This is a genomic window from Streptomyces sp. F001, assembly GCF_004187715.1.
Taxonomy (GTDB): Bacteria; Actinomycetota; Actinomycetes; order Streptomycetales; family Streptomycetaceae; genus Streptomyces; species Streptomyces flavusporus.
Genome location: NZ_QZWF01000012.1, coordinates 42,788 through 56,284, shown reverse-complemented (window position 1 = coordinate 56,284; position 13,497 = coordinate 42,788). Strand labels below are relative to the sequence as shown.

Here is a 13,497-nt window from a genome sequence, read left to right as displayed (position 1 = left end):
AATCCCCGTCATCCCATGTTTGGAAGAGCGCAGGTCGACGTGCTGGAATGCCTGAACTGCCCAAAGGTCAAAGACGTACTTGATGGTCGTTGGCGAAGTGGGCTCTGAGACACAGCGGCACGACGTAGGTGCCGACGCCGCCGAGAGGTTGTTGGTCGAGTGAGGCGAAGCAACAAAGGTCCCGCCGCCCGCCCGGGGCAACTTCACCCCGCCGTCGCGCGGAGCGGCGCCCGCCCCCGTTGTGCCCGGTCCGGAGCCGACGGCCGCGCCCGCCCCGAGCGGGGCCGTTTCTCCCGCGCAACTGGCGGGTGGCCACCCGACTGAACGCGATCCTGCTGATTCCGTACTGGTCGGCCTGGTCATGGGCGGCTTCCAGGTGAGCAGCTCGATCGACACCTGGCAGGAGGCCGAGGACGCGGAGAACACCGCGCGTCTGGTCCGGGCCGCCCTGAGCTACGGCGACGCGCTCTACAACGAGCGTGACGTCACCGCCTCCCCGCTCCTGACGGGCAAGGGCCAGGACGACCCCGCGGTCGTCCAGGCCCGCAAGAAGACGGACGAGGCCGCCGACGCCTTCGACGAGGCTGCGCAGAACATGCCGGAGAAGGCCGGTCTGGAGCGCCGTCTGGGCCTGTTCCGCGAGGAGGAGCCCAAGCTTCAGAACCTGCGCGCGGCCGCGTACACGAGCAAGCTCGACGGTGTGAAGACCGAGGAGGGCTACGTCGCCGTCGCCCACCCGCTGATGGAGATGGCCAACGAGCTCGGTCTGGGCACCGGAAACATCACCAGCTACGGCCGTACGGTCTACGCGATCTCGCTGACCAAGGCGGCGCTGTCGCTGGAGCGCTCCATCGGTACGCACCTGCTGATCAAGCCCGGCCCGAAGCCCACCGACCTGGCCAGGCAGCGCGTCGCCCTGTCCTCCTACGCCTACCTCGAGGGCATCGCCGTCCAGGAGTACATCGGCGGTGGCACCGAGGCAGACGCGCAGAAGCTCGAGGACGCCGAGACGCAGATCCGGGCGGACGGCCAGGAAATGGCCAAGCAACAGCTGGCCAAGAACCCGGATTACAAGGCGCCGCCGGCCAAACCGGAGGACATGGTCGCGGCGATCTCGGGCCTGCAGTCCGCCGACGACCTCGACGCGCTCGCCCAGCAGGGCATCACCGACGAACTGGTGGGCGGTCAACACGCTCAAGTACGACGCCTACCGCCAGATCGAGTCGGACCTGGCCGACACCGCGGTGAGCGAGGCCGCGAGCATCGCCGACGACGCCAAGCGGACGCCTTCATCGTGGGTGCCGCCGTCGTGGTCGCCCTGCTCGCCGCGTTCATCCTGGCCGGCATGGTGGCCCGCCAGATGAGCGCTCGATGCGCCAGCTGCGCAACGCCGCCTTCGGCATCGCCGAGCAGCGTCTGCCGATGCTGGTCGACCAGCTCTCGCGGACCGACCCCGGTCGCGTCGACACCCGTGTGTCGCCCATCCGATCACCTCCACGGACGAGATCGGCGAGGTCGCCCGGGCCTTCGACCAGGTCCACCGCGAGGCCGTCCGGCTCGCCGCCGAACAGGCGCTGCTGCGGGGCAACATCAACGCGATCTTCACCAACCTGTCGCGGCGCAACCAGTCGCTGATCGAGGGCCAGCTGACCTGATCACCGACCTGGAGAACAACGAGGCCGACCGGACAGCTGAGAACCTCTTCCGCCTGGACCACTGGCCACCCGTATGCGCCGCAACGGCGAGAACCTCCTGGTCCTCGCCGGCGAGGAGCCCGGCCGCCGCTGGGACCAGCCGGTCCCGCTGGTCGACGTGCTGCGCGCCGCCTCCTCCGAGGTGGAGCAGTACGAGCGCATCGAGATATCCGGTGTCCCGGAGGCCGAGATCCACGGCCGCGCCGTGACCGACCTCGTGCACCTGCTGGCCGAGCTGCTGGAGAACGCGACGGACGTTCTCCTCGCCGCAGACCAGTTCGGGTGACCGCAACCCGCTTGCCGACGGCGGGTCATGATCGAGATCCACGACAAGGGCATCGGCCTGACCGCCGAGGACTTCGCGGACATCAACCACAAGCTGGCCAACCGCCGACCGTGGACGCCGCGATCTCCCAGCGCATGGGCCTCTTCGTGGTCGGCCGGCTGTCCGACCGGCACGGCATCCGCGTCCAGCTGCGCCCCTCCGGCGAGCAGGCCGGCACCACGTCGCTGGTCATGCTCCCCGACGCCATCACGCACGGCGGTGGCGGCGAACAGGCGCCGGACCGCGAGGAGTTCACGGTCTCGCAGATCATCCCGGAGCAGCAGCTCCAGGGTGAGAGCTTCAACCACCCGCCGATGCGCACGGCCGCCGAACTCGGCTTCGACGACAGCCGCTACGTCGAGGTCCCCGACGACATCCGCGAGCTGGACCCGGTGGGCCGCTCCTGATGCGCGAGGAGCGCCGCGCGGCCCTGGAGGCCCAGACGCACGGCCCGCAGGGCACCGAGGCGCCCACGTACGGCGACGGCTTCGACGGCCAGCAGGCCTACGACAACGGCCGGCAGGCGTACGACAACGGCCAGAACGGCTACCCGGACCAGTCCGCGGCCTACGGGCAGCAGACCGGTTACGAGGAGCAGACGGCGTACGAGGAGCAGCAGCAGCCGTCGTACGACGAGCCGTACTAGCGCCGAACGGCATGCCGCAGGGCGACGGTTTCGCGACCAACGGCGGCTACCCGGAGCCCGCATATGCGGAGCCGGCCCAGGAGGAGCCCGCCGCCGCCCGACGCGTTCCGCGGAGAGCTTCTCGGCCTTCGACGAGCAGTCCTACCAGGGCGACTGGCAGCAGCGGGACGGCTACCGGAACGACTACCCGGACCAGTACGCTCCCGAAGCGGAATCTCCGCAGGCCGCTGACGCAAGTGAGCGGGACCGCGTAGGCTTCGACCGTCCGGGCACGGGCCAGTCCGCCGGCCACCACCTGACCGACGCCGGGCTCCCCGTCGCGGGTCCAACGGCGGCGGGCAGGGCACGGGCCGGCCGCGAACCGGGAACCGGCAGCCCCCTCGGCTCAGAGCAACGGCGACGACGGCTGGCGCTCGGCGAACGACGAGCGGTGGCAGCAGGCCTCCCAGCTCCGTAAGCCCAAGGCGGGTGGAGTCACCTCTCTCCGGCCTGCCGCGCGGTGCCCAAGGCCAATCTGGTCGAGGGCGCGGCGGAGACGACCCCGCAGGGCGGCCCCCAGGTCTCCCGCGCTCCCGAGGACGTCCGGGGCAGGCTGAGCAACCTGCGCCGGGGTGTCCAGCGGGGACGCACCGCAGGAAGTGAAACGAACGGCCAGGGCTTCGGTCCTGACAGCACCTACAACCAGGAGCGTTAGTGTGAGCCCGATGAGCCAGGCGGCACAGAACCTGAACTGGTTGATCACCAACTTCGTGGACAACACCCCCGGGGTGTCCCACACCGTGGTGGTCTCCGCCGACGGACTCCTTCTGGCGATGTCCGAAGGCTTCCCCCGCGACCGCGCCGACCAGCTCGCGGCCGTCGCCTCCGGTCTGACCTCACTGACCGCCGGCGCCTCGCGCATCTTCGAGGGCGGCAGCGTGAACCAGACGGTTGTGGAGATGGAGCGAGGATTCCTCTTCATCATGTCCATTTCCGACGGGTCGTCGCTCGCCGTTCTGGCCCACCCGGAAGCGGACATCGGCCTCATTGGGTACGAGATGGCTCTTCTGGTGGACCGTGCCGGTACGGTCCTGACCCCGGATCTCCGTGCGGAGCTCCAGGGAAGCCTTCTCAACTAACAGACAGACGGTGCGTTTTCGCGTCCCGTGGCCGTAAGGTTTCGGGACGCGGCTCCACAGCGATGGGTGCCGGCACAGGGGAGGAGAAAGTGGCAACACCCCCAAGCGGTTCGTCTTCGGGCAACTGGTCGTACGGCCCTGGCCAGGGTCAGAACGACGGTTCCCAGAACCGGTACAACTTCCCCTCCACGCCGAGCCACCGGCAGCCGTACGCGCCACAGGGCCCCGGGCCCTCGCCGTACGACCAGCCGGCCGCGCCGCGCATCCAGCCCGTGCAGCCGCAGCGCCGCACCCCTGAGCCGGCGCCGCGGGGCGTCGAACAGCACAACCCCCTGGTGCGCCCGTACGCGATGACGGGCGGCCGCACCAGGCCGCGGTACCAGCTCGCCATCGAGGCGCTGGTGCACACCACCGCGGCTCCGCACCAGATGCAGGGTCAGCTGCCCGAGCATCAGCGGATCTGCAACCTCTGCCGGGAGATCAAGTCGGTGGCCGAGATCTCGGCTCTGCTCACGATCCCCCTCGGCGTGGCCAGGATCCTCGTCGCCGACTTGGCGGAGGCGGGCCTGGTCGCCATCCATCAGCCCGGCGGCGACGAGAACGCCGGCGGCCAGCCAGACGTGACACTGCTCGAAAGGGTGCTCAGTGGACTTCGCAAGCTCTAGCGGCGGTCCTTCCCGCTCCACCACCTCCGCGAAGATCGTGGTGGCGGGCGGCTTCGGCGTGGGCAAGACCACGTTTCGTCGGCGCCGTCTCGGAGATCAACCCGCTGCGCACGGAGGCCGTCATGACGTCTGCTTCGGCAGGCATCGACGACCTCACCCACACCGGGGACAAGACGACCACCACGGTCGCCATGGACTTCGGCCGTATCACCCTGGACCAGGACCTGATCCTGTACCTGTTCGGTACGCCGGGCCAGGACCGTTTCTGGTTCATGTGGGACGACCTGGTGCGCGGCGCCATCGGCGCGATCTCCTGGTCGACACGCGCAGGCTCGCCGACTGCTTCCCGGCCCGTCGACTACTTCGAGAACAGCGGCCTGCCGTTCGTCATCGCCCTCAACGGCTTCGACGGCCAGCAGCCGTACCAGCCCGACGAGGTCCGCGAGGCACTCCAGATCGGCCCGGACACCCCGATCATCACCACCGACGCCCGGCACCGCGCGGACGCCAAGTCCGCGCTGATCACGCTGGTCGAGCACGCCCTGATGGCGCGCCTGCGGTAGCGCTGCCGCGCGATGCACGTAAGGGGCGCCCTCTCCGTTCGGAGAGGGCGCCCCTTTTGCGTGTGCGCGGCCACCGGGTTGCCTCGAAAGGTGGTTCGCCGTCTGCGGGTCGTGCGTGGTTACTCGCGCGGTTCTACCGCCAGCTGTGCGGGGCCCGGAAGCCGGGCTCGCGCTCCAGGCGGCGCCAGCCGGCCTTGGCGCGGCCGCGGTGTGCCGGGGTCGTCGTGGACGTGCGTGCCGCCGCCCGGGCCAGGAGGATCGCCGTGATGGCGGCGACTTCCTCGGGCTCGGCGTGGCCCTTCTCGACGCGGATGTCAGGGTTGTTCATGGGATCAGTCTCCGTGGATGAGGTTTCCGCGGGGGTACCGCAGAGGTTCCGCCGGGTTACTGCGGGGGGTTGCCGTGCTTGCGCGAGGGCAGGTCGGCGTGCTTGCTGTGCAGCATCGCCAGGGACCTGATCAGTACCTCGCGGGTTTCCGCGGGGTCGATGACGTCGTCCACCAGACCGCGCTCGGCGGCGTAATACGGGTGCATCAGCTCGGACTTGTACTCCTTGACCATGCGTGCCCGCATGGCCTCGGGGTCCTCGGCCTCGGCGATCTGGCGGCGGAAGATGACGTTGGCGGCACCCTCCGCGCCCATCACTGCGATCTCGTTCGTCGGCCAGGCGTACGTGAGGTCCGCACCGATGGACTGGCTGTCCATCACGATGTAGGCACCTCCGTAGGCCTTACGCAGGATCAGGCTGATCCGTGGCACCGTCGCGTTGCAGTACGCGTACAGCAGCTTGGCGCCGTGCCGGATGATCCCGCCGTGCTCCTGGTCGACACCCGGAAGGAACCCGGGGACGTCCAGGAAAGTGACGATCGGAATGTTAAAAGCGTCACACATCTGCACAAAGCGCGCAGCTTTTTCGGATGCCTCGATGTCCAACACGCCTGCCAGCACCTGCGGCTGATTGGCGATGATGCCGACGACCTGTCCGTCGAGGCGGGCCAGCGCGCAGATGATGTTCCGCGCCCAGCGCTCGTGGACCTCCAGGTACTCGCCGTCGTCGACGATCTCCTCGATGACCTTCGCCATGTCGTACGGCCGGTTGCCGTCCGCCGGGACCAGGTCGAGCAGGAGGTCGGAGCGGCGGTCGGGGGCGTCCGTGGACTCCACCCGCGGCGGGTTCTCCCGGTTGTTCTGCGGGAGCAGCGACAGGAGGTAGCGCACCTCGGCGAGGCAGGTCTCCTCGTCGTCGTACGCGAAGTGGCAGACACCGCTCGTCTCGGCGTGCACGTCGGCGCCGCCCAGGCCGTTCTGGGTGATCTCCTCGCCGGTCACCGCCTTGACCACGTCCGGGCCGGTGATGAACATCTGCGAGGTCTCACGGACCATGAACACGAAGTCGGTCAGCGCGGGACTGTAGGCCGCACCGCCGGCGCACGGGCCGAGCATCACGCTGATCTGCGGGATGACACCGGACGCCTTGGTGTTGCGCTGGAAGATGCCGCCGTAGCCGGCCAGCGCGCTGACGCCCTCCTGGATGCGGGCGCCGGCACCGTCGTTGAGGGAGACCAGCGGGGCCCCGGCCGCGATGGCCATGTCCATGATCTTGTGGATCTTCGTGGCGTGGGCCTCGCCCAGGGCACCGCCGAAGATGCGGAAGTCATGGGCGTAGACGAAGACCGTACGGCCCTCCACCGTGCCCCATCCGGTGATCACACCGTCGGTGTACGGCTTCTTGGCCTCCAGGCCGAACCCGGTCGCCCGGTGCCGGCGCAGCTGCTCGACCTCACGGAAGGTGCCCGGGTCCAGCAGCAGCTCGATCCGCTCCCGGGCGGTCAGCTTGCCCTTGGCGTGCTGCGCCTCGGTCGCCCTCTCGCTCGGGCCGGCCACCGCCTGCGTGCGGATCTGGTGCAGCTCGGCCACTCGCCCGCGCGCGTCCGTCGGCTCGCCCGTCGGCTCGCTCGTCGACTCACCGGTCGCCTCATCCAAAACGGTCATGTAGCGACCTTACGAAGGACAACCGGGAAAGCGGGCCGTCGACTCCGTACAGTCTCCGGGGTGTTTTCCTGGTACCCCTTAACAGAACCAGGGGGGCATGCAGGCGTTCCGACTGCTCAGAGGGCTTCGGGTTTGTAGGGGTCGTACAAACTCGTCGGCTGGGAGTCACGTCACATTCAGGTCGGGCGCATGCCATCCCTCGGGTGACACGTGAGGATACCGGGCCTCAGCCGAAGCGGTTCAGCAGCCGGCGGTACACCGCGGGCGCGAGGCCGCGCACCCGGCCCGGCAGGGTCAGCCAGCCGGGGACATAGACGTCGTCCCGGCCACGCCGGACCGCGTCCCAGACCGTGGCGGCGACCCGGCCGGGCGGCGTGGGGCGTGGGCGGGTGCGCTGGTAGGGAGTGCCGCGGCGGGCGAAGAAGGCGGTGTCCACCGGGCCCGGCACAACGAGCGTCACGCCCACTCCGGTGCCGCGCAGTTCCTGCCGCAGGGCCTCGGCGAACGCGGCGATGCCGGCCTTGGCGGCGGAGTAGACGGCCTCCTCCCGCACCCCCACACAGCCCGCGACCGAGCCGACGAGCACCACCCGTCCGCGGCCGGCGCTCACCATGGCGGGCAGGACCTCCCGGACCAGCAGCAGCGTGGCGTTGAGGTCGACGGTCAGCACCCGGTCGATGGCGGTGGCCGGCATCGTCACGAAGGGGCCGGCCCAGCCGATGCCCGCTCCGGCGACCAGGACGTCGATCCGGCCCGTGGCGCGCAGCGCGGACTCGGCCAGCAGGCGGGGACCGTCGGGGGCGGCGAGGTCGGCGGGCAGGACGAGGGCCGATGTCCCGGCGGCCGTCTCCTCCAGCCGGATCCGGTCCCGTCCGCTGACGATCAGTTGCCAGCCGCCGGTGGCGAAGCGCCGGGCGGTGGCGGCGCCGATGCCCGAAGAAGCACCGGTGACGAGTGCCACGGGCCGGTCGGTGCGGTGCGGCGGCCGGTGTTCGCGCACCGCGGCCGGAGTGGGGGCGGGACGTGCCTTCGGGTCGTAGGTGGAACCGGAGCCGGTGTGGGTCACTAGTCGGTCTCCCTGCGCTGTGGGTCCGGTTTTCCGGGACACGTAGTCCAGGACACCGCCTGTGCGGTCCCCGGCGCCAGTTCTGGGGCGGTCCGTCCGCGGCGAGCTCACCCGAATCGCCGCCCGCCGCCCGGTCGTCCCTTCGGTGAGTCGGGGCCGCACCGGTCACGTACCGGCGCGGCAGGACCACTCCTGCGGGCCGCGGGGTACACCCAGGCGGCGGTACGGGCGGGACGGGCGCGGGTTTACCGGGATACGAAGGGGAGACCCCGGAAGCTCCCCCAACTCCGGTTCCGGCCGGTTCACGTGGCGAGGTCACCATGCGATTGCTGCTCGTCCACCCCAGCGCCCTGATGTATTCCGAGATCTTCCTGCGGCTCGAACCTCTGGGCCTGGAACGGGTGGCGGGCGCCGCTCGGGACGCCGGGCACGAGGTGCGGGTCGTGGATCTGCAGGTGACCGGCCGGAGGCAACTGCGCGACGAGGTCCGGTCCTTCCGCCCTCAGGCTCTCGGGGTCTCGCTGAACTACCTCGCGAACATCCCGGAGGCGATCGAGCTGGCCGCCGAGGTGAAGCGGGCGGTACCGGGCTGCTTCGTGTTCTTCGGCGGGCACAGTGTGTCCTTCGTCGCCGAGGAGGTGCTGGAGCAGGCCGAGGGGGCGGTGGACGCGGTGGTCCGCGGCGAGGGCGAGCCGGCCGTCGCGCCGCTGCTGGCGGCGGTCCGCGACGGCGGGGTGCCGGGGGTGCCCGGGATCGTCACGGCCGAGGGGCGTGGTCCGGCGCCGCTGATGGTGCACAGCATCGACTCCCCCGTCCCGGCGCGCGACCTGATGCGCAACCGGCGCCGTTACTTCATCGGCGAACTGGACCCGTGCGCCTCCGTCGAGTTCACCCGCGGCTGCCCCTGGGACTGCTCGTTCTGCTCGGCGTGGACGTTCTACGGCCGCAGTTACCGCAAGGCCTCCCCCGAGGCGGCGGCGGCCGACCTGGCGGGCATCCGGGAGCCCAACGTGTTCATCGTCGACGACGTCGCCTTCATCCGGCCCGAACACGGGGACGCCATCGCCGCGGAGGTGGAGCGCCGCCGCATCCGCAAGCGCTACTACCTGGAGACGCGCAGCGACGTACTGCTGCGCCACCCCGAGGTGTTCGAGCGGTGGGCGCGGCTGGGGCTGCGTTACATGTTCCTCGGCATGGAGGCGATCGACGCGGAGGGACTGGAGCTGTACCGCAAGCGGGTCAGCCCCGACGAGAACCTCCGTGCCCTTCGGACGGCCCGCCGGCTCGGCATCAAGGTCGCCATCAACCTGATCGTCGACCCGGCCTGGGACGAGGAACGCTTCCGGGTGGTGCGGGAGTTCGCGCTGGCCGTGCCGGAGATCGTGCACTTCACCGTGATGACGCCGTATCCGGGGACGGAGATCTGGCACACCGAGTCGCGCCGGCTCACCACCCGCGACTACCGCCTCTTCGACATCCAGCACGCCGTGGTGCCCACGGCCCTGCCGTTGGAACGGTTCTACGAGGAGCTGGTGCGCACCCAGGCCGTGATCAACCGCAAGCATCTGGGACTGCGCACGGCCTTCGGCGCGGCCCGCGTGCTCGGCCGCAACCTGCTGCACGGGCAGACGAACTTCGCCCGCATGCTGTGGAAGTTCAACCAGGTCTACAACCCGCGCCGCCAGATCGCCGATCACACCAGGCCCGTCCACTACGAACTGCCCCTGCCGCAGCACCTCGACGTCACCGACCGGCGTCAGCTGTACGTCCACACCCGGGGGGCGACGCAGGGCGCACCGGGCCACCGGGCCACCGAGTAACCGGACGGGCGCGGGCGTATGCCGATCGCCGTCCTCGCCTCGCTCGCCGCCGCTGTCTGCTTCGCCGTCGCGGGCGTCCTCCAGCAGTGGGCGGCGGGCGGGCGGCCGGACGAAGAGGCGCTGTCCCCGCGCCTGTTGGGCCATCTGGTGCGGGAGCCGCTGTGGCTGTGCGGGATCGGACTGGCCGTGGTGGCGTACGGATTCCAGTCGCTGGCCCTGGCGTTCGGGCCGCTCAGCCTCGTCCAGCCGCTGATCGTCGCCGAGTTGGTGTGTGCCGTGCCACTGTCCGCGTGGCTGCACCGCATGCGGCTCGGTGGCCGGGAGTGGTTCGGCACGCTCGCCGTGGCCGTCGGCCTCGCCCTCGCCCTGCTCTCCGCCCGCCCGCACGGCGGCCGTCCGGAGTCGGCGGGTGCGCTGTCCTGGCTGCTGATCCTGGGCGCGACCGCCGCGCTGGTCGCCGCTGCGCTGACGGCCGCCCGGCTGCTGACCGGGCCCTGGCGGGCGTCGGCGACGGCCCTGGCGGCCGGGGCGGTCATGGGCACCCAGTCCGTCCTGCTGGCCGCCACCGTGGAACGCCTGAGGCACGGGCTCGGCTCCGCACTGTCCGCCTGGCAGACCTACGCCCTGGTGGCGGCCAGTGTGGTGGGCCTGCTGCTCATCCAGAGCGCCTTTCAGCAGGGCCCGTTGGCCGCGAGCATGACGGTGATCGACGCGACGGAGCCGGTGGTCGCCGTGACCGTGGGCACGACGGTCTTCGGGGAGGCCACCCGCACGGGCTGGCCGGTCAGCGCGGTCACGGTGACGGGGCTTGCGCTGGTGGCGGCCGGGATCGTGAGCCTGGACTCGTCACCGGTGATCGCGGCGCTGCGAGGGCGGCGGGCGGGTGGTACGGCGTGCGCCGGCCGGCTCACGCCGTACCACCCGCCCGCCGCCCTCGCAGCGCCGCGATCACCGGTGACGAGTCCAGGCTCACGATCCCGGCCGCCACCAGCGCAAGCCCCGTCACCGTGACCGCGCTGACCGGCCAGCCCGTGCGGGTGGCCTCCCCGAAGACCGTCGTGCCCACGGTCACGGCGACCACCGGCTCCGTCGCGTCGATCACCGTCATGCTCGCGGCCAACGGGCCCTGCTGAAAGGCGCTCTGGATGAGCAGCAGGCCCACCACACTGGCCGCCACCAGGGCGTAGGTCTGCCAGGCGGACAGTGCGGAGCCGAGCCCGTGCCTCAGGCGTTCCACGGTGGCGGCCAGCAGGACGGACTGGGTGCCCATGACCGCCCCGGCCGCCAGGGCCGTCGCCGACGCCCGCCAGGGCCCGGTCAGCAGCCGGGCGGCCGTCAGCGCAGCGGCGACCAGCGCGGCGGTCGCGCCCAGGATCAGCAGCCAGGACAGCGCACCCGCCGACTCCGGACGGCCGCCGTGCGGGCGGGCGGAGAGCAGGGCGAGGGCGAGGCCGACGGCCACGGCGAGCGTGCCGAACCACTCCCGGCCACCGAGCCGCATGCGGTGCAGCCACGCGGACAGTGGCACGGCACACACCAACTCGGCGACGATCAGCGGCTGGACGAGGCTGAGCGGCCCGAACGCCAGGGCCAGCGACTGGAATCCGTACGCCACCACGGCCAGTCCGATCCCGCACAGCCACAGCGGCTCCCGCACCAGATGGCCCAACAGGCGCGGGGACAGCGCCTCTTCGTCCGGCCGCCCGCCCGCCGCCCACTGCTGGAGGACGCCCGCGACGGCGAAGCAGACAGCGGCGGCGAGCGAGGCGAGGACGGCGATCGGCATACGCCCGCGCCCGTCCGGTTACTCGGTGGCCCGGTGGCCCGGTGCGCCCTGCGTCGCCCCCCGGGTGTGGACGTACAGCTGACGCCGGTCGGTGACGTCGAGGTGCTGCGGCAGGGGCAGTTCGTAGTGGACGGGCCTGGTGTGATCGGCGATCTGGCGGCGCGGGTTGTAGACCTGGTTGAACTTCCACAGCATGCGGGCGAAGTTCGTCTGCCCGTGCAGCAGGTTGCGGCCGAGCACGCGGGCCGCGCCGAAGGCCGTGCGCAGTCCCAGATGCTTGCGGTTGATCACGGCCTGGGTGCGCACCAGCTCCTCGTAGAACCGTTCCAACGGCAGGGCCGTGGGCACCACGGCGTGCTGGATGTCGAAGAGGCGGTAGTCGCGGGTGGTGAGCCGGCGCGACTCGGTGTGCCAGATCTCCGTCCCCGGATACGGCGTCATCACGGTGAAGTGCACGATCTCCGGCACGGCCAGCGCGAACTCCCGCACCACCCGGAAGCGTTCCTCGTCCCAGGCCGGGTCGACGATCAGGTTGATGGCGACCTTGATGCCGAGCCGGCGGGCCGTCCGAAGGGCACGGAGGTTCTCGTCGGGGCTGACCCGCTTGCGGTACAGCTCCAGTCCCTCCGCGTCGATCGCCTCCATGCCGAGGAACATGTAACGCAGCCCCAGCCGCGCCCACCGCTCGAACACCTCGGGGTGGCGCAGCAGTACGTCGCTGCGCGTCTCCAGGTAGTAGCGCTTGCGGATGCGGCGGCGCTCCACCTCCGCGGCGATGGCGTCCCCGTGTTCGGGCCGGATGAAGGCGACGTCGTCGACGATGAACACGTTGGGCTCCCGGATGCCCGCCAGGTCGGCCGCCGCCGCCTCGGGGGAGGCCTTGCGGTAACTGCGGCCGTAGAACGTCCACGCCGAGCAGAACGAGCAGTCCCAGGGGCAGCCGCGGGTGAACTCGACGGAGGCGCACGGGTCCAGTTCGCCGATGAAGTAACGGCGCCGGTTGCGCATCAGGTCGCGCGCCGGGACGGGGGAGTCGATGCTGTGCACCATCAGCGGCGCCGGACCACGCCCCTCGGCCGTGACGATCCCGGGCACCCCCGGCACCCCGCCGTCGCGGACCGCCGCCAGCAGCGGCGCGACGGCCGGCTCGCCCTCGCCGCGGACCACCGCGTCCACCGCCCCCTCGGCCTGCTCCAGCACCTCCTCGGCGACGAAGGACACACTGTGCCCGCCGAAGAACACGAAGCAGCCCGGTACCGCCCGCTTCACCTCGGCGGCCAGCTCGATCGCCTCCGGGATGTTCGCGAGGTAGTTCAGCGAGACCCCGAGAGCCTGAGGGCGGAAGGACCGGACCTCGTCGCGCAGTTGCCTCCGGCCGGTCACCTGCAGATCCACGACCCGCACCTCGTGCCCGGCGTCCCGAGCGGCGCCCGCCACCCGTTCCAGGCCCAGAGGTTCGAGCCGCAGGAAGATCTCGGAATACATCAGGGCGCTGGGGTGGACGAGCAGCAATCGCATGGTGACCTCGCCACGTGAACCGGCCGGAACCGGAGTTGGGGGAGCTTCCGGGGTCTCCCCTTCGTATCCCGGTAAACCCGCGCCCGTCCCGCCCGTACCGCCGCCTGGGTGTACCCCGCGGCCCGCAGGAGTGGTCCTGCCGCGCCGGTACGTGACCGGTGCGGCCCCGACTCACCGAAGGGACGACCGGGCGGCGGGCGGCGATTCGGGTGAGCTCGCCGCGGACGGACCGCCCCAGAACTGGCGCCGGGGACCGCACAGGCGGTGTCCTGGACTACGTGTCCCGGAAAACCGGACCCACAGC

Annotated in this window: 10 protein-coding genes and 1 pseudogene; 6 read left to right on the top strand and 5 right to left on the bottom strand. The window is 71.0% G+C overall.

All coding sequences use genetic code 11. The annotated features are described in order from the left end of the window. The first annotated feature begins 159 nt into the window (after positions 1-159). The 4 genes and pseudogenes from StrepF001_RS31325 (at position 160) to StrepF001_RS31310 (ending at position 5,011) form a co-directional block, all read left to right on the top strand. Positions 160-3,359: pseudogene (locus StrepF001_RS31325) on the top strand (nitrate- and nitrite sensing domain-containing protein). A gap of 10 nt (positions 3,360-3,369) precedes the next feature. Next, positions 3,370-3,783, top strand: coding sequence for a roadblock/LC7 domain-containing protein (locus StrepF001_RS31320; protein ID WP_004983065.1), 414 nt, complete (start codon positions 3,370-3,372; stop codon positions 3,781-3,783). An 89-nt stretch (positions 3,784-3,872) separates the two neighbouring features. Next, on the top strand, positions 3,873-4,448 hold the full coding sequence (locus StrepF001_RS31315; protein WP_129801573.1) for a DUF742 domain-containing protein: 576 nt from the start codon (positions 3,873-3,875) through the stop codon (positions 4,446-4,448). A gap of 122 nt (positions 4,449-4,570) precedes the next feature. After that, the gene (locus StrepF001_RS31310; RefSeq protein WP_129801572.1) at positions 4,571-5,011 is read left to right on the top strand and encodes an ATP/GTP-binding protein; all 441 of its coding nucleotides are present in this window, start codon (positions 4,571-4,573) and stop codon (positions 5,009-5,011) included. Positions 5,012-5,144: 133 nt separating this feature from the next. Here the strand turns inward: StrepF001_RS31310 and StrepF001_RS31305 are convergent, their stop codons facing one another. The 3 genes from StrepF001_RS31305 to StrepF001_RS31295 form a co-directional block, all read right to left on the bottom strand. Next, on the bottom strand, positions 5,145-5,339 hold the full coding sequence (locus StrepF001_RS31305) for an acyl-CoA carboxylase subunit epsilon (RefSeq protein ID WP_129801566.1): 195 nt from the start codon (positions 5,337-5,339) through the stop codon (positions 5,145-5,147). 56 nt (positions 5,340-5,395) lie between these two features. Further along, the gene (locus StrepF001_RS31300) at positions 5,396-7,003 is read right to left on the bottom strand and encodes an acyl-CoA carboxylase subunit beta (protein WP_129801567.1); all 1,608 of its coding nucleotides are present in this window, start codon (positions 7,001-7,003) and stop codon (positions 5,396-5,398) included. 226 nt (positions 7,004-7,229) lie between these two features. Then, entirely contained in the window at positions 7,230-8,069 is an 840-nt protein-coding gene (locus tag StrepF001_RS31295) for an SDR family NAD(P)-dependent oxidoreductase (protein WP_129801568.1), read from the bottom strand. A 320-nt stretch (positions 8,070-8,389) separates the two neighbouring features. Here StrepF001_RS31295 and hpnR (StrepF001_RS31290) point away from each other — a divergent pair, with 320 nt between their 5' ends. After that, positions 8,390-9,889 (top strand): hopanoid C-3 methylase HpnR, encoded by a 1,500-nt coding sequence (hpnR, locus tag StrepF001_RS31290; protein WP_129801569.1) that lies wholly within the window; start codon positions 8,390-8,392, stop codon positions 9,887-9,889. Between the two features lie 18 nt (positions 9,890-9,907). Then, positions 9,908-10,900: a DMT family transporter gene (locus StrepF001_RS31285; RefSeq protein WP_129801571.1), complete on the top strand. Its 993-nt coding sequence runs from the start codon at positions 9,908-9,910 to the stop codon at positions 10,898-10,900. Here StrepF001_RS31285 and StrepF001_RS31280 read toward each other — a convergent pair. Further along, positions 10,797-11,675, bottom strand: a complete 879-nt coding sequence (locus StrepF001_RS31280) for a DMT family transporter (protein WP_129801570.1) — start codon at positions 11,673-11,675, stop codon at positions 10,797-10,799. The genes StrepF001_RS31285 and StrepF001_RS31280 overlap by 104 nt on opposite strands. Positions 11,676-11,693: 18 nt before the next feature. After that, a complete protein-coding gene (gene hpnR, locus StrepF001_RS31275) occupies positions 11,694-13,193 on the bottom strand; it encodes a hopanoid C-3 methylase HpnR (RefSeq protein WP_129801569.1) in 1,500 nt (499 codons plus the stop codon). Positions 13,194-13,497: the final 304 nt, after the last annotated feature.

Excerpts from the sequence above, each read along its gene's own strand:
- StrepF001_RS31320 (WP_004983065.1), top strand. The coding sequence starts at position 3,370 with ATGAGCCAGGCGGCACAGAACCTGAACTGGTTGATCACCAACTTCGTG.
- StrepF001_RS31310 (WP_129801572.1), top strand. The coding sequence starts at position 4,571 with ATGACGTCTGCTTCGGCAGGCATCGACGACCTCACCCACACCGGGGAC.
- StrepF001_RS31305 (WP_129801566.1), bottom strand. The coding sequence starts at position 5,339 with ATGAACAACCCTGACATCCGCGTCGAGAAGGGCCACGCCGAGCCCGAG.
- StrepF001_RS31300 (WP_129801567.1), bottom strand. The coding sequence starts at position 7,003 with ATGACCGTTTTGGATGAGGCGACCGGTGAGTCGACGAGCGAGCCGACG.
- hpnR (WP_129801569.1), top strand. The coding sequence starts at position 8,390 with ATGCGATTGCTGCTCGTCCACCCCAGCGCCCTGATGTATTCCGAGATC.
- StrepF001_RS31285 (WP_129801571.1), top strand. The coding sequence starts at position 9,908 with ATGCCGATCGCCGTCCTCGCCTCGCTCGCCGCCGCTGTCTGCTTCGCC.
- StrepF001_RS31280 (WP_129801570.1), bottom strand. The coding sequence starts at position 11,675 with ATGCCGATCGCCGTCCTCGCCTCGCTCGCCGCCGCTGTCTGCTTCGCC.
- hpnR (WP_129801569.1), bottom strand. The coding sequence starts at position 13,193 with ATGCGATTGCTGCTCGTCCACCCCAGCGCCCTGATGTATTCCGAGATC.